At 40.9% G+C, this 15,999-nt stretch carries 16 protein-coding genes; 10 read left to right on the top strand and 6 right to left on the bottom strand.

What is annotated here, in order from left to right; all coding sequences use genetic code 11:
• The first annotated feature begins 84 nt into the window (after positions 1–84).
• A complete protein-coding gene (locus tag AACQ83_RS09315) occupies positions 85–858 on the top strand; it encodes an amino acid ABC transporter substrate-binding protein (protein ID WP_112877221.1) in 774 nt (257 codons plus the stop codon).
• 834 nt (positions 859–1,692) lie between these two features.
• Here the strand turns inward: AACQ83_RS09315 and rraB are convergent.
• A complete protein-coding gene (rraB, locus tag AACQ83_RS09310; RefSeq protein WP_011148570.1) occupies positions 1,693–2,100 on the bottom strand; it encodes a ribonuclease E inhibitor RraB in 408 nt (135 codons plus the stop codon).
• A gap of 164 nt (positions 2,101–2,264) precedes the next feature.
• On the opposite strand from rraB, the gene argF reads away from it, so the two are divergent.
• Complete coding sequence (gene argF / locus AACQ83_RS09305; RefSeq protein WP_112877220.1) at positions 2,265–3,281, top strand: ornithine carbamoyltransferase; 1,017 nt, start codon at positions 2,265–2,267, stop codon at positions 3,279–3,281.
• A gap of 306 nt (positions 3,282–3,587) precedes the next feature.
• Positions 3,588–4,511, top strand: coding sequence for an aspartate carbamoyltransferase (pyrB, locus tag AACQ83_RS09300; protein ID WP_112877218.1), 924 nt, complete (start codon positions 3,588–3,590; stop codon positions 4,509–4,511).
• A 263-nt stretch (positions 4,512–4,774) separates the two neighbouring features.
• On the opposite strand, the gene AACQ83_RS24610 is transcribed toward pyrB, so the two are convergent.
• A complete protein-coding gene (locus AACQ83_RS24610; protein WP_345770229.1) occupies positions 4,775–4,969 on the bottom strand; it encodes a DUF819 family protein in 195 nt (64 codons plus the stop codon).
• Positions 4,970–5,586: 617 nt separating this feature from the next.
• Between AACQ83_RS24610 and pyrI the strand changes: the two genes are divergently transcribed.
• The 4 genes from pyrI (at position 5,587) to nrdG (ending at position 9,528) form a co-directional block, all read left to right on the top strand.
• A complete protein-coding gene (pyrI, locus tag AACQ83_RS09295; protein WP_112877234.1) occupies positions 5,587–6,051 on the top strand; it encodes an aspartate carbamoyltransferase regulatory subunit in 465 nt (154 codons plus the stop codon).
• Between the two features lie 217 nt (positions 6,052–6,268).
• Positions 6,269–6,655, top strand: coding sequence for a 2-iminobutanoate/2-iminopropanoate deaminase (gene ridA, locus AACQ83_RS09290; protein WP_036810177.1), 387 nt, complete (start codon positions 6,269–6,271; stop codon positions 6,653–6,655).
• A gap of 250 nt (positions 6,656–6,905) precedes the next feature.
• Positions 6,906–9,044, top strand: coding sequence for an anaerobic ribonucleoside-triphosphate reductase (nrdD, locus tag AACQ83_RS09285; RefSeq protein ID WP_112877217.1), 2,139 nt, complete (start codon positions 6,906–6,908; stop codon positions 9,042–9,044).
• A gap of 19 nt (positions 9,045–9,063) precedes the next feature.
• The gene (gene nrdG / locus AACQ83_RS09280; protein WP_112877216.1) at positions 9,064–9,528 is read left to right on the top strand and encodes an anaerobic ribonucleoside-triphosphate reductase-activating protein; all 465 of its coding nucleotides are present in this window, start codon (positions 9,064–9,066) and stop codon (positions 9,526–9,528) included.
• A 2-nt stretch (positions 9,529–9,530) separates the two neighbouring features.
• Here the strand turns inward: nrdG and AACQ83_RS09275 are convergent, their stop codons facing one another.
• Both AACQ83_RS09275 and bhsA read right to left on the bottom strand, forming a co-directional pair.
• The gene (locus AACQ83_RS09275) at positions 9,531–9,962 is read right to left on the bottom strand and encodes a YhbP family protein (RefSeq protein ID WP_112877215.1); all 432 of its coding nucleotides are present in this window, start codon (positions 9,960–9,962) and stop codon (positions 9,531–9,533) included.
• Between the two features lie 123 nt (positions 9,963–10,085).
• The gene (gene bhsA, locus AACQ83_RS09270; protein WP_112877214.1) at positions 10,086–10,337 is read right to left on the bottom strand and encodes a multiple stress resistance protein BhsA; all 252 of its coding nucleotides are present in this window, start codon (positions 10,335–10,337) and stop codon (positions 10,086–10,088) included.
• Positions 10,338–10,611: 274 nt separating this feature from the next.
• On the opposite strand from bhsA, the gene AACQ83_RS09265 reads away from it, so the two are divergent.
• Entirely contained in the window at positions 10,612–10,926 is a 315-nt protein-coding gene (locus AACQ83_RS09265; protein WP_112877213.1) for a GIY-YIG nuclease family protein, read from the top strand.
• On the opposite strand, the gene AACQ83_RS09260 is transcribed toward AACQ83_RS09265, so the two are convergent.
• Positions 10,895–11,398, bottom strand: a complete 504-nt coding sequence (locus AACQ83_RS09260) for a GNAT family N-acetyltransferase (protein WP_112877212.1) — start codon at positions 11,396–11,398, stop codon at positions 10,895–10,897. The genes AACQ83_RS09265 and AACQ83_RS09260 overlap by 32 nt on opposite strands.
• The gene (locus tag AACQ83_RS09255) at positions 11,392–11,688 is read right to left on the bottom strand and encodes a hypothetical protein (protein WP_112877211.1); all 297 of its coding nucleotides are present in this window, start codon (positions 11,686–11,688) and stop codon (positions 11,392–11,394) included. Before AACQ83_RS09255 ends, AACQ83_RS09260 begins: the two co-directional genes overlap by 7 nt.
• Before the next feature lie 621 nt (positions 11,689–12,309).
• Here AACQ83_RS09255 and AACQ83_RS09250 point away from each other — a divergent pair.
• Together AACQ83_RS09250 and AACQ83_RS09245 are read left to right on the top strand one after the other, a co-directional pair.
• Positions 12,310–13,254, top strand: a complete 945-nt coding sequence (locus AACQ83_RS09250) for a prenyltransferase (RefSeq protein WP_112877210.1) — start codon at positions 12,310–12,312, stop codon at positions 13,252–13,254.
• Between the two features lie 20 nt (positions 13,255–13,274).
• Positions 13,275–15,800 carry a phosphotransferase gene (locus tag AACQ83_RS09245; protein ID WP_112877209.1) on the top strand — a complete coding sequence of 842 codons (2,526 nt, stop codon included), beginning with the start codon at positions 13,275–13,277 and terminating at the stop codon, positions 15,798–15,800.
• The last annotated feature ends 199 nt before the right edge of the window (positions 15,801–15,999 follow it).

Here is a 15,999-nt window from a genome sequence, read left to right as displayed (position 1 = left end):
ACCGTTAAAATAACCTTGCCGTAATTGATCTGAGAATCAGTTCATTACCATCAAATAGATTTCTTAACAGTTTGGAGAAAGAAAATGAAAATGTTGCTTACCGCATTATTAGCGGGTGTCATTCAATTCGGTATTGCATATTCTGCTAATGCAGAATCTGGCCTTGATAACATTAAATCAGCAGGCGTATTCAAAATCGCTACCGAAGGAACCTATCCACCATTTACTTATCACGATGCTTCCGGAGCCTTAACTGGATTTGATATTGATATTGGCCGCGAAATCGCACGACGTCTGAATGTCAAAGCCCAGTTTACCGAAGGCAAGTGGGATGGGCTTATTGCCGGGCTTGATGCCAAACGCTATGACGCGGTACTCAATCAGGTCGCTATCACACCAGAACGCAAAAAGAAATATGACTTTTCCAACCCGTATATCATATCTAAAGCCGTACTTATCACCCGGCAAAATAATGACAGTATAAAAACGTTCAGCGATCTGAAAGGTAAAACCTCAAGCCATAGCTTAACCAGTAATTACGCCCAGTTAGCAAAACATTTCGGTGCGGAAATCGTCCCTACCGAAGGATTTAATCAGGCAATCGATTTGGTTGCTACGGGCAGAGCCGATGCCACTATCAACGATAATCTGTCCTATCTCGATTTTAGGAAACACAAACCCAATGCACCGGTAAAAGTTGTCGCGTCCGAACCCAATGGCGATCCAGTCGGTGTGCTAATTCGTAAAGGCGAGCCAGAATTACAAGCCGCTATCGATAAGGCACTAGCCGATATCAAAGCCGATGGCACCTATTTACGCATTTCCACTCAATATTTCGGTACTGATGTTTCCAAATAAGAAAATAACCACCTCTGCTTGCTAGAGGTGGTTTTCTCTTAATAATTTGTATATACCCGTTATCTTTCAAGTTGCCTCTTTGTTGGCTGCACTCGCTCACCCCAGTCACATCGTTACCTATGCTCCCGGGGATTCACTCCCTTGCCGTCGCGATGCATCTTGAAATCCATAGGGTATAGCCTTTTTGCTTTCATCCTGACGCCCAATCCACGGTACCCAAATATCACCTACCACAACATAGATTTTCTTTTGGGTATATTAATAATTTCCCTAATATTACTTACATTAGCCATTTTAAATACCTTCTCTAAATTAACATTATTTTATTGACATAATTAAGATCAATATATAAGACCTTTATATTAAGTTGATAATATAGAGTAAAAACCATGTTAATTATATGAATACATCCTAATAATCAATCATATCCATTTCCGATTAAATTAATACTTTTTACCCCATTTACCAGCATCTGGACTATAAATGATAAAAATGATTATCTAAAATTTATTTTATGTAAGAAAATTTAGGGTAATAGAAATCACCATTATCCTGCTGTCAGAACGGAATCATAATAGTAAAACAACCTTATTTACTATCAAATAAGGAGAATATACAAAAGAATAATATTTTTCCAATGTCATAATTACACCGAGGCAAACCAAATTAGGAGAGGAACTATTCTTTCAAAAGTCAGGGAACATGGTTTGATAAGATAGTCGGTTAAAATGCAATAGTCCTTATTCGCCAAAGCAGATAAGGACTATTTTGTTTTGAATCACATGCATCAGTCACGACCAGAGCTAACACAGGATTCTTAACATACTAATTATACTAATGAAGTCTACTCTCACCCTGCTCCGGCAAATCATCTTCATCTTGCTCATCAGGATCTTCGAAGTAAGTGCCCCAACCGTCATAATTAATGCCAATTTTTTCAGCCAGATTCACTAACTGTTCAACCTGGGCATCAATCAGTTCTGCATTCAATCCACACTCACTGATAACATCACAACACATCAGAATAGTACCATCTTCGACTTCCAATTCTTCCGCATCAGTCACTTCATAACCCAGTTTAAAGGCTTCAACCGCAGCCTTTTCCAACAGACTAAAATCCTCAGCAGAAAAGTGATGCTCAATGGCATAAAGTGCATCTGGATCACTACCATCTTCCAGTAATTCTTCAATAATAAGCCGCGTTTCTTCGCGTTGTTCTTCTAAGTCTCTTTGATTTGCCATACCTAATATCCTCAAGCAGTTGGCCGTCCCAATACTCATTCTCCCACACCACAGGCGGGCTAACCACTGTTTACATCAAAGAAATCTAATACGGAGTTGAAATTGCATTTTTATAGATATAGATTGAATTTAAATGCAAACAATAAATACGGAGACACCAAACAATGAATCCGTTCCATCAGCGTCATTTTCTAAGGCTACTTGATTTTTCCTCAGCAGAAATTCATGCCTTGCTAAAGCTAGCTGCTGAATTAAAATCGACTAAAAAATCTGGTACAGAAAAAGCCCTGTTAACAGGCAAAAATATTGTGCTGATTTTTGAAAAAGATTCCACCCGTACCCGCTGTTCATTTGAAGTGGCAGCTTACGATCAAGGAGCAAATATCACCTACCTCGGTTCCAGTGGCAACCAGATTGGCCATAAAGAATCGATCAAAGATACCGCCCGTATACTTGGCCGTATGTATGATGGTATTCAATATCGCGGCTATGCCCAGACAATCGTTGAATCACTGGCAAAATATGCAGGTGTTCCGGTATGGAATGGGCTAACAGATGAATTTCACCCTACTCAACTACTAGCAGATCTGCTAACTATTCAGGAACATCAACCAGAAAAACCGTTGTCAGAAATCAAATTCGCCTACTTAGGGGATGCCCGTAATAATATGGGTAATACCATGCTAGAAGCCGCGGCACTAACGGGCATGGATGTTCGGTTGATTGCCCCTGAAAAGTACTGGCCCAATGCCGCACTGGTTACTGAATGTCAGAAACTGGCTGAAAAAACAGGAGGCCAAATTACTCTGACGGAAAATATCGCCGAAGGGGTTAAAAATACTGATTTTCTTTATACCGATGTCTGGGTTTCTATGGGCGAACCAAAAGAAGTTTGGCAACAACGCATTAACCTATTAAAACCTTATCAAGTAAATATGGATGTAGTAAACATGACAGGCAATCCACAGGTAAAATTCCTGCATTGCCTGCCAGCATTTCATGATGAAGAAACGGTATTAGGCAAGCAACTCGCTGCTGAATTTAATATGTATGGAGGGTTGGAAGTTACCAATGAAGTTTTTGAATCAGAGCACAGTATTGTGTTTGATCAAGGAGAAAATCGCCTGCATACCATTAAAGCGGTAATGGTAGCAACATTAGCAAATGATCTTAAAATTTAATTAGTTGGAATATGCTCAGGATTATGTCTTTAAAGATATGATCCTGACAACATTATTTTTCTTCGGTCAAATGCTTGCTGTAGGATTTTTCACGAGTATAATGCGCCACAATTTGCCGGGAGAAATCATGAAAGACAGCGCTTATTTTTGTCATCAAGCACAACTGCCTGAAGAAAGGCAGCCAGCCGTCATTGTTTTCCCGTTGCTAAACCAATCACTTAACGCCCCTCAATGAGGGGCTTTTTTTTGCCCGGTAATCAATTCATGATCGCCACCCCGGATGTCAGCATTAGAGGAGAGTGAAAAATGGCTAATACGTTATATCGCAAACATATCATCTCAATAAATGATCTGAGCCGCGAAGATCTGGAATTGGTGTTGCAGACTGCTGCTGCACTGAAAGCCAGACCACAACCTGAATTGCTGAAACCCAAGGTTATCGCCAGTTGTTTCTTCGAAGCCTCCACCCGTACTCGCCTCTCTTTTGAAACAGCAATCCACCGCCTTGGCGCTTCAGTTGTCGGTTTCTCAGACAGCAGTAACACCTCTCTGGGTAAGAAAGGTGAAACGCTAGCCGATACTATTTCCGTTATCAGCCAATATGTTGACGCTATCGTGATACGCCATCCACAGGAAGGTGCCCCACGTCTGGCTTCTGAATTTTCCGGTGACACTCCGATTATCAATGCCGGTGACGGCGCTAACCAACATCCGACTCAAACCTTGCTGGATCTGTTCACTATTCAGGAAACTCAGCAACGGCTGGATAGTCTGAATATCGCTATGGTTGGTGATCTAAAATATGGCCGCACGGTCCATTCGCTATCACAAGCGCTGGCGAAATTTAATGGCAATCACTTTTATTTTATCGCCCCGGAAGCGTTGGCCATGCCAAACCATATTCTTCATATGCTAAATGAAAGAGGTGCGACCTACAGCCAACACGCTAATATTGAAGAAGTATTACCAGAGCTAGATATTCTTTATATGACTCGTGTACAGAAAGAGCGTCTTGATCCATCCGAATATGCCAACGTAAAAGCACAATTTGTTCTGCGCGCTTCCGATCTGATCGGAGCGAAAGATAACCTTAAAGTTCTGCATCCATTGCCACGTATTGATGAAATTACTGTCGATGTAGATAAAACGCCTTATGCTTATTATTTCCAACAGGCTGAGAATGGTATTTATGCTCGTCAGGCTCTATTATCTTTAGTTTTAAATGAATGATTAAAGCAGAGAAAGTACTGCTTTATCCATGAATATAATGGGTTATTATTTTCTTCTGGGATAGCGATTAATCAGTCTGTTTACCATTTTCGGTATCGAAGACAAACTCAATGTGATGCCAAAATACGTCTTGCCCATCCAGTGAGCAAGACAGTATCCCCGGGCAGTAAAGTGCACACAAAAACCGTCACTTTTGTCTACACACTGCCCGGCTCCCTCCTTTGACAACAAAGGAGGGAAAACAAAATTATAATTTTTTAATATTAACCTAAGAATATTATGATTAATTTCACAAAATCTCTGTAACAACAGAATAAACAATCGTCCCAATATAGTTGAATCACATATCCTACCGTTCCAATAACCATAATAGGCCCAACTAATCCTATCCAACCTCTACTAATCGCTAACGCTGCGGCAGTTGTTGGGCCACCAATATTTGCATTACATGCAAGTATAATTTCCTCAAGGTTAAATTTAAATAACTTACCAAAACCAAATGTCTAAAGGTTCATCGAAATCATTTATTAAAGTTCTATTAATAATTCTCCAACCAAGATATTTTTCAATAGAAATTGTAAACAATATATTTACTCTCTCACTATTTAAATACTTTAAAGTTTTATTCTTCATTTTATCTAATCGAACAAATCACATTATTAATAGTAATTTAATGGAAAAACATATTAATTTAAAACTAAACTTCTGACATAAATAATCTATTAACCTTTACATTACCAACAAACATTAATTAAATTTTTTAAAATCAATCTATTGTCAACCATTAATCTTAAGATATTAAATTATCTTTTAATTTGAAAACAATAGCATTCAATAAGAAAAATAATTCAAACAAAATAACCAAAATAAATAAACTCAATATAATATTATTATAACAATGACGATTAAAGCTAAATATATGGAATAACAACAGTAAGATAATATTGATTTATCTACGTTTCATCTGGATAAACAGGATGACACCACCTAAAATAGAAGACGTGTCGATTCTTAACAATATATCTGGAGGATGAATACAGAAAGTGGTCACTACAATGTATTCATACAAAACACTATGACCCAAGATCATAAACTACAAGTCGAAGCTATTAGATGCGGTACAGTGATTGACCATATCCCTGCTCAGGTCGGCTTCAAACTACTCTCTCTATTTAAGCTAACTGAAACCGATCAACGCATTACCATCGGCCTGAATTTGCCTTCTAATCGACTAGGTAAAAAAGATCTCATCAAAATCGAAAATACATTCCTGACAGAACAACAAGCTAACCAGCTTGCTATGTATGCGCCAAATGCAACGGTGAACTGTATTGAAGACTACGAGGTTGTGAAGAAACTTCCCATTAACTTGCCTGAGCGTATCGACAGCGTATTAATCTGCCCTAACAGCAACTGTATCAGCCACAATGAGCCCGTAGAAAGTAGTTTTCGAGTTAAAGTAACAGCGGAAGATGTGGTGCTAACCTGCAAATACTGCGAGAAAGAGTTTGATCGCAATGTCGTAATACTCAACGATTAAACTCCCTATGTCAGTTGCTGAGGCAGAAGCGGACACTATAATAGTACCTTGATGAAATATTCATTTTATACCCTATGGATTTCAAGATGCATCGCGACGGCAAGGGAGCGAATCCCCGGGAGCATAGCAAACTATGTGACCGGGGTGAGTGAGTGCAGCCAACAAAGAGGCAACTTGAAAGATAACGGGTATAGTTATCACATTAACAGGAGAACCTATGTCATACGAGATTAATACCAATAAAGCCCCTGCTGCAATTGGTCCATATGTTCAGGGTGTTGATCTAGGCAATATGGTCATCACTTCCGGCCAGATCCCAGTCAACCCAGAAACAGGTGATGTCGCAGAAGATATCGCCGCTCAAGCGCGTCAATCACTGGAAAATGTTAAAGCTATCGTTGAGAAAGCCGGTCTCACTGTAGGTGACATTGTTAAAACAACTGTCTTCGTTAAAGACCTGAATGACTTCGGTACCGTTAACGCAACTTATGAAGCATTCTTCAAAGAACACAATGCATCTTTCCCGGCGCGTTCTTGTGTTGAAGTAGCCCGTCTGCCAAAAGACGTTAAAATCGAAATCGAAGCTATCGCGATTCGTAAATAATCCCTGCCCTGTTTTCTACAACCCCTTGGTTAGTTACTGACCAAGGGGTTGTACTTCTCACTAGACCTTAAATATTAAGTCTCCATTCTTTGTTTTAGATCAAATGAGATCGTGATTATCCCACCCAAAATTACTATATATTGTGTTTAAATATAAAAATAAAACTATATATAGCAACATCTATCTTTAAGCTAGATATCAAAACGAGAATAGTTTGCCCTTTTGGATAATATTCTCAAGGAGTCATATTGTGAAAACTGTTGTGATAAAACGGGATGGTCGCCAAGTACCATTTGATGAAACACGTATCAGAGATGCCGTAAAACGGGCCACTTCTGCCGTTGACATGACAGATGATGAGTATTGTATCCAAGTTGCATCCACAATAACGCAATCAATGGCTAACTACAGGCAAGTTGATGTACAAGATATTCAGAACGCAATAGAAAAGCAATTGATAGCAGACAACCGTAAGCACCTTGCCCATCGCTATATTCAATATCGTCACGACAGAGATACTGTCCGAGAATTACACAGCCGACTTAATCAAGAAATCCGTGGCTTAGTTGAACAGAGTAACGCTTCCCTGCTCAATGAGAACGCCAATAAAGACAGCAAAGTGATTCCAACTCAACGGGATCTGCTGGCCGGGATTGTTGCTAAAAATTATGCCAAACAATATATTCTGCCGCGTAATGTGGTATTGGCTCACGAAAGAGGCGAAATCCACTATCATGATCTCGATTATTCCCCCTTTTTCCCAATGTTTAACTGTATGCTAATCGACCTAAAAGGCATGCTAACCAGTGGGTTCAAAATGGGTAATGCCGAAATAGAACCACCAAAATCCATTTCAACCGCAACAGCGGTAACGGCTCAAATTATCGCTCAGGTTGCCAACCATATTTATGGCGGTACCACCATCAATCGTATAGATGAAGTATTGGCCCCCTTCGTTAAAGCCAGCTATGAAAAACACTTGGCCATTGCCGAACAGTGGGATATCACCAATAAAAAATCTTATGCCGAAGTACGAACAGAAAAAGAGTGTTATGACGCTTTTCAATCACTGGAATATGAAGTTAATACACTGCATACCGCCAACGGACAAACTCCTTTTGTCACTTTTGGCTTTGGTCTGGGTACATCAAAAGAATCCCGTCTAATCCAACAATCTATTCTGTGTAACCGCATTGCTGGTTTGGGTAAGAACCACAAAACAGCAGTGTTCCCCAAACTGGTATTTGCTATCCGTGATGGCCTAAATCACAAACTCGGTGATCCTAACTACGATATCAAGCAACTGGCTCTCAAATGTGCCAGTAAGCGAATGTACCCAGATATTCTTAACTATGATCAAGTGGTTAAGGTCACCGGCTCTTTTAAAACCCCGATGGGTTGCCGCAGTTTCCTCGGTGTTTATGAGGAAAAGGGGGAACAAATTCATGAAGGACGCAATAACTTAGGGGTTATCAGTTTGAACCTGCCTCGGATAGCTATCGAAGCCAAAGGAGATGAAAAACATTTCTGGCAATTACTAGACAAACGTCTGGCACTGGCAAAGCAAGCACTAATGACCCGTATTACCCGCTTGGAAGGTGTCAAAGCACAAGTTGCACCAATCCTTTATATGGAAGGGGCCTGTGGGGTTCGTTTAAAAGCCGATGATAATATCGCTGAAATCTTTAAGCATGGCCGGGCTTCTATCTCTCTGGGCTATATTGGTATTCATGAGACCATTAACGCATTGTATGGCAATCAAGTTCATCTATTTGATGATCAACAATTACGTGTAAAAGCACTCTCAATTGTTGATCATCTGCGAAAAGCCACTGATCAATGGAAAAAAGAGACAGGTTACGGTTTCAGTTTATACAGCACACCAAGTGAAAATCTATGTGACCGTTTCTGCCGCCTTGACACCGCTGAGTTTGGAGTGATTGAAGGAGTGACAGACAAAGGTTATTACACCAACAGCTTCCATCTTGACGTTGAAAAGAAGGTCAATCCTTATGACAAATTGGATTTTGAAGCCCCTTATCCACCACTAACAAATGGCGGTTTTATCTGTTACGGCGAATATCCTAATTTGCAACATAATCTAAAAGCACTGGAAAATGTCTGGGATTACAGCTACTCACGTGTCCCTTATTACGGTACCAATACCCCCATCGACAAATGCTATGACTGTGGATTCACCGGTGAATTCTCCTGTACCAGTAAAGGGTTTACCTGTCCACGTTGTGGCAATCATGAACCTTCCAGAGTATCAGTCATCCGCCGAGTCTGTGGTTATCTGGGAAGCCCCGATGCCCGCCCATTCAATGCAGGCAAACAGGAAGAAGTGAAACGCAGAGTAAAACATCTGACAAATGGGCAATTAGGCTAATTTAAGGCAGGCTGACAACGTGAATTACCACCAATACTACTCTGTTGATGTGGTCAACGGCCCCGGAACACGCTGCACACTATTTGTCGCGGGGTGCGAACATCAATGCCCCGGTTGTTATAACAAAAGTACCTGGCGGGTGAACTCCGGCCAACCATTTACTCAGAAAATGGAAGACCGTGTAATTTTTGATTTACAGGACAAACGCATTAAACGACAAGGACTATCTTTATCTGGTGGAGATCCCCTACATCCACACAACACACCCGCAATCCTGAAATTGGTAAAACGGGTTAAAGCAGAGTGCCCAGACAAGGATATTTGGCTTTGGACGGGTTATCGGCTAAAAGAACTTAGCGAAATTCAACGGGAAATTACCAGCTATATTAATGTGCTAGTGGATGGCAAGTTTATACAAGATCTTTATGAACCCGGTTTACTATGGCGTGGTAGCTATAACCAGATTATTCATAGATTAAGATAATTTTATCGCTGCCAGCAGATTTTTTTACCAAATCCAAGCGTATTATCAGTCATCTTTATTTCATTGAGATTCAGTTGCCAAATAGGTGTTTTAACAGCAATTGCCACAGGAAAACGGCGGCAATAACGTGCTCTGGCCGCTTTATCTTTTTCACCCTCAAGACGAATGACTTCTCCTTTGAACTGAATACCTTTTATCTGTGCAATATTACGAATCTGCCCGGCAATAGTACCTGCAACCTGTGGATTTACCTGTATCATTTCACCGTGGCGAGTATGACGTTCAGTCATAAACCAGAAGGCTATTTCATCGGCATTGAAAACATAGAAACAATTTGCGCACCAAATATCATCACCGGTTGCTGTACAAAGCGTTAGGACATGCTGTCTTGCGAGGTATCTGTGGATAATCTGAAAGTTTTCAGTAACGTTCACTCTCTCTCCAATAGCAGGATTGTATCTGCCTAGAAGCCCAGAACCACGCCGGGATAAACATCATCCTACGGCGTGTTCTGATATCTCCTGACAGGGACAGGGTTCAGTATGCTCTACTATAAATTAGTTATAGATCTCAGCAACACCTGATAATTGATTCTTACCGCTGGCAGAGATAATGCGGAAAGAAGATGCGCCTGCTTTGTCAGCTTTTTTGGACAATTCGGTACTTAGGGTTTCCAAAGTATCAGCCCCCGTTACAGAAACTACACCAATTTTAGGGGAAGAAGAAGTTTGAACTTCTGTTGCCGCCATACTACCAAAAGAGATAGCACTTAAAGCTAAAGCAATAGCGATATATTTTACGTTTTTCATATTATGATCCTTGATCAATTTTTAGTGGAATGAGTTACTCTCTGTGATGTGGATCATAGTATGCTCTAAAGGCCGGAATAAAAATTAGCAATTATTGCTATTTTATTTCAATTTTTTTGAACAAATAATGCGACGTATAGCAAATTGATATGTAACAGGTTTTATAAAACTGTTATATTGTAATAACTTAAACTAAATTATTCAGAAAAATGATATAGAAAAACGTTCGAGTAAAATATAAATATCAAAAATAGAAAATTCAGAAAAAAATTATATGGCTGAAAATCAATGGGTTCTTTACTTACTGAAAACAAAATCAGGAATGCTTTATACCGGGATAACAACAAATATTCACCGCCGTTTTACACAACATAAAAACGGGAAAGGAGCCAAATCACTGAGGGGGAAAGGACCGTTACAGCTAGTTTTCAGTAGTCATGCCGGAGACCGCTCCAATGCCTCACAGCTAGAATATCAAGTAAAACAATTAAGTAAACAGCAAAAAGAGAGGCTGGTTATTTGCCAGCCCGTCTGTATAGCAGAATATTTAGCATCAATTAAAAACGGTCAAAGTGTGGGGAGTAAGTAACCAATCCCTTATGGTCAGCCAAAGAACTATCAGCTAATTCATATAGCTGAAAATAAGATTCACACGTTGGCCACTGGCAATGCAACTGATGCTCACTGGCAAGCGTAAAACCAAACCGGCGATAGTAGTGTGGATCACCTAAAACAACGACGACACCATAACCAAATTCATTCAGGCTATCCAAACCTTCATACACCAGCTTTTCACCAATCCCCTGCCGACGATATTCTTCAGCAACCGCTAACGGTGCCAGACCAACCCATTGGTGATCTTCACCATTAATATCCACCGGACTAAAAGCCACGTAACCGATTACCTGGCCTTCGTCATCAGTAGCAACCACCCCTAACGTCAATAATCCATCTTCCCGCAATTGTTGGACCAATTCCGCTTCTGCCGGGGTATCAAAAGATTTCCGTAATAACTGATCTATTCCCGCTGCATCTACAGGAATTTCTACTCTGATCAACATGATAATCGCGCAAGATCGTGCTGATCCACGCCCTCCGGCAAACTCGCTTCTATACACTCAGCCAATTGGAACAAACCCGCACAAAGAACAGCAAGCATGAACTTCAACGCTATCGTATCTACCAAATTTTTAACACACAACCCTAATTCTGTACGAATAACTCTTAGAACCAGATAATTGGCTTCGTCGCTGAAACTAACCTCTTCCTGCTTATACTGGTTGACAACTAAATGACTATCACGGACAGTAATAAACCAGTGCAGAGTAAGATTGTGGATTTTTCCTAACACAGCTCAGACTCCTTACTTGATAAAGTAACGTAGCTATCTAGCCAAAATATATCGGCATTCGCCCGATCCTACATCAAGAATCCAATACAGACCTAACTGTAAATTTTACCTTTTAACTATTAGGGTAATATCTGACTATAAACTGCGCTAAATCAAAACATCCCATCACTAATTCAATTACAATTACTAATCATTTATTACTTTATTCCGGTATTTTATATGTAGTAACTTTGCCCCCACAAAAAATTTATTTACGGAACAAAGTTGTCGTCGATAACGGAGAAGAACTTATCTATATCTGTCTGAAATATGATATTAAAGCCCATGACTCCTTAATCCAAATGGAAACAAAAGCATCTCATAAACATACAGTTATAGAAAAAAATGTAAACATAAGTTGCATACTGAAATTAAAATTTACACATACTGATTATAGCCGATTGCAAACTTTTGGCTTAATGTATGGCATCAGTCCATACGTATTTCTTAAATTATTGAGAGAGATAATGCTAAAAAGCACGCATAGGATTTATTAAGATTTGCTTCTGGATTGATTATCCTTGGGCTGAATTGTCACAAACGTATATAGTTTAATCCTTATACAATAAATAGGAAAGGTGTATGGAAAGCCAAGATATTTATTCAAAATTCATTGGTAAGAGGATAAAGCTATGGATGGATGAGCGTTTCCCGCTACAAAATGCGCCGCTTTTCTTTATCTTTTATATCATCAGCTATTCCGTAGCTTTTTATTCAATAGGGGAAAAGCCAGTTTTGTCATGGGAGATCCTTCTCGGTTGCCTGATGTCCTTCTCCTATTTTTTACTATTACGGATATTCGATGAGCATAAAGATTACCAACTGGATTGTGAACATCATCCACAACGGATTTTACAACGCGGTATTATTACGCTGAAAAATCTACGGGTACTTGGTATCTGTTGTATCGCATTACAATTAGGTGGAAGTCTATTTCTAGATCGGGGAATTGGCTCAGTTACTTTTGCCTGGCTGTTAGTCTTTATCTGGACCTGTCTTATGGGAAAAGAATTCTTTATCGGTGAATGGCTAAACCAACACCTTACTTGGTATGCCATTTCCCATATGCTGGTAATGCCTCTCATTATCTGGTGGTTAGGCAATATCGCCAGTCCTAACCTCACATTCACTTTTCCAATATGGGTTTTAATGGGGTTGTGCTTCTTTTCTGGATTCAGTTTTGAAATTACACGCAAGTGCAAAGGCCCAGATGAAGAACGTCTGGAAATACCGACCTATTCATCTATTTTCGGCAGAAAAGGAGCCGTTGCTATTATCGCGGCATTGCTCACTGTAATGTTGGCGTTACAGATTTGGCTAATCAATATCACCACTGATGGTATAGCGTTATGGGCGTTAATTATCTTGGTCGTTTGTTATGTGTTGTGTCTATGGCAATTAGGCAAATTCCTCTATAGCCCCACCATCAAGAATCGCAAACGCGATGAAGCTGTCGTGGGAATATTCATGGTGCTAGGTTATTCAGTTTGCACTGCTAGCATCTTAATAAAGCTTGGGTTTGCTTAGGCATTAAAGGAAATATAGTTATGTTGCAAAAGAATATCCAATCATATGTAAGTGATGCATCAGATAATACCACTGATCACATAGAAAACTGTGCGCGAGGTTCTATTCTAGAATTGTCACGTGACATATTCAGCATCAAAAAACACCAAGAAGCATCTGCCGTCCGTACAGATACAACCCAAGTAAAACTATTGCCCCGCCGCCACCTCTACACCTATACCGAGGAAGCGCGACAAAAGCGTCTGGATTATTTGGCAAAACATACCGGGCATGCATTGGAACACGTGGCAGATACTCATCTGGATGCGACCAAACTGACAAAAACCATTGAGGGATTTATTGGTTCAATAGAAATCCCTGTGGGGATAGCCGGCCCTCTCTTGATAAAGGGACAATACGCTCAAGGGGTATATTACGCTCCACTTGCTACCACAGAGGGCGCTTTGATTGCTTCGGTATCCCGTGGTTCTTCCGTTATTACGCAATCAGGGGGGACGACCGCGCGTGTACTCGGTCAACGCATGATACGAGCCCCTCGTTTTGAATTTCATAGCGTCTCGCATAGTATTATGTTCAGTGATTGGATCAAAGAACATATCAGCGAATTACGGTATGAAATAGGACGCCATTCCAAACATGCGCAATTGTTGGAAATAAATCCACATATCATCGGTCGCAGCGTCCATTTGCAATTTATCTACAATACAGCCGCTGCGGCAGGTCAAAACATGACCACCATTTGCACTTGGTATGCATGTCAATGGATCCAACAACAATTAGCCAAAATGGCGTTTATACCTCTACGTCACTTTATGATCGATGGTAATACATCTAGTGATAAAAAGGTGTCTTATCAACCTTTCATCGAAGGTCGTGGAACTCGTGTAGTGGCTGAGGTTTATTTAGATGCTGAATCCTGTCAGCAAATCTTGCGAGTCACACCACAACAACTTGTCACGGCTTATCATCATGTCTGCGAAGGAGCTATTGCCTCAGGGATGATCGGCATGAATATTAATGCCGCAAATGTGATTGCCGGGATGTTTACCGCTCTAGGGCAGGATATTGCCTGTGTACATGAATCGTCAGTCGCCCACCTGCACATGACATTAACTGCCGATAACCGCGTCTATTGCAGTATTACACTGCCTTCTCTGATCATCGGTACTATCGGTGGCGGAACTTATTTACCACACCAACGTGAATGTCTGAACATGTTGGGCTGCACCGATGAAAATGGCACCGCCCGCCTGGCGGAGATCATCGCCAGCTATTGTCTGGCCCTTGATATTTCAACACTGTCAGCTATTGCTGCGGATGAATTCGCTCAATCACATGAAAGACTTGGCCGCTATCGCCCTGTCACCACTAACAATATCACTGCACACACCCCACAGGAACTTGATCTCTCCTTCTTCCAGCAAGCAGATTTTAACCCTGTGTTACAAGGGGCCCATTTAACCACGATCAATCCTAAATTTTCTGGCAGTGATGAACACAGCATGCTGACGCATCTGAGCTCGAATTATGCGGAACGTTTAATTGGCTTATTTCCTTTTTCCATGACGACATCCGCACAGCATAATTTACCCGTAATGCTGAAACTGAAACCTTTGGGGACAGAGGTCGTCGAGATGGTATTGGATATTGCCAAACACTGCTCTTCCGAGTTGTTTGCCGTTTTCCAAAATTTTGCACATCAGCTTGAATTTAACCAAAGCCATAGCCGTGAGCTGGCTATTATGAATCAGCAAGATCCACGGTTGATGCGCTATATTCCAGTTGTCTATGGTGTAATTGAAAACGAAGCAACCGGAACTTATGCCCTGATTGAAGAATTGCTCCACGATATGGTGTTAATGAACAACATTAATCTGGAAACACCTTGGGAGCAGTGCCACCTTGAAGCCGCCATCCGAGGCGTAGCCGATATTCACGCTATCTGGTTGGGACAAGAAGAAGAGCTCACGTGGAAATTCCCACAACTGCAAATTCCGAATGCCGATACGGTTTCGCAAATGAAGCCCCTGTGGCAAAAACTGGGCAATTTTATCCACCAAACGTTCCCTGAGTTGTTCACTACCGAAGAACATAAAGATTTCCAGCACTGGGTAGACAATGCCTCCACCTGGTGGAAAGAGATCGAACAGATGCCCAGGACATTGATCCACGGTGATTTCAACCCACGCAATATTGCCTTCCGGCAACAGGAAACTGGGTTACGTTTATGCGCTTGGGATTGGGAGTTGTCTACTGTGCATCTACCACAACGCGATTTGGCAGAACTTCTGGCCTTTAGCTTAGACCCACAAAGTGATGCAGATAAGGTGGCTTATTATATTGAACTGCACCGGGTTGAACTTGAGCAAAAATCGGGGATCTCCCTCGATCCAATAATTTGGCATCGTGGCTATGAATTAGCGCTGCATGATTTATGGATGAGAAGGATTCCGCTTTATATGATGGCACACAATGTTGTTGGCTACCCATTTATGGAGCGCACAATGAAAACGCTCCGCTGGCTTATTTCATTAACACGGAATTAATAATCAACCGAGTATACCCTATGGATTTCAAGATGCATCGCGACGGCAAGGGAGCGAATCCCCGGGAGCATAGATAACGATGTGACCGGGGTGAGTGAGTGCAGCCAACAAAGAGGCAACTTGAAAGATGACGGGTATAAACTATTTAATTTACTCTTCCTCTAAAATAAGGGTGCAGCAATAGCTTGTAATACATTCA

The sequence above is a fragment of the Photorhabdus sp. S10-54 genome (assembly GCF_963878145.1).
GTDB lineage: Bacteria > Pseudomonadota > Gammaproteobacteria > Enterobacterales > Enterobacteriaceae > Photorhabdus > Photorhabdus kayaii.
The sequence above is the reverse complement of the archived record's forward strand: the minus strand, read 5'-3'. Positions and strand labels throughout refer to the sequence as shown.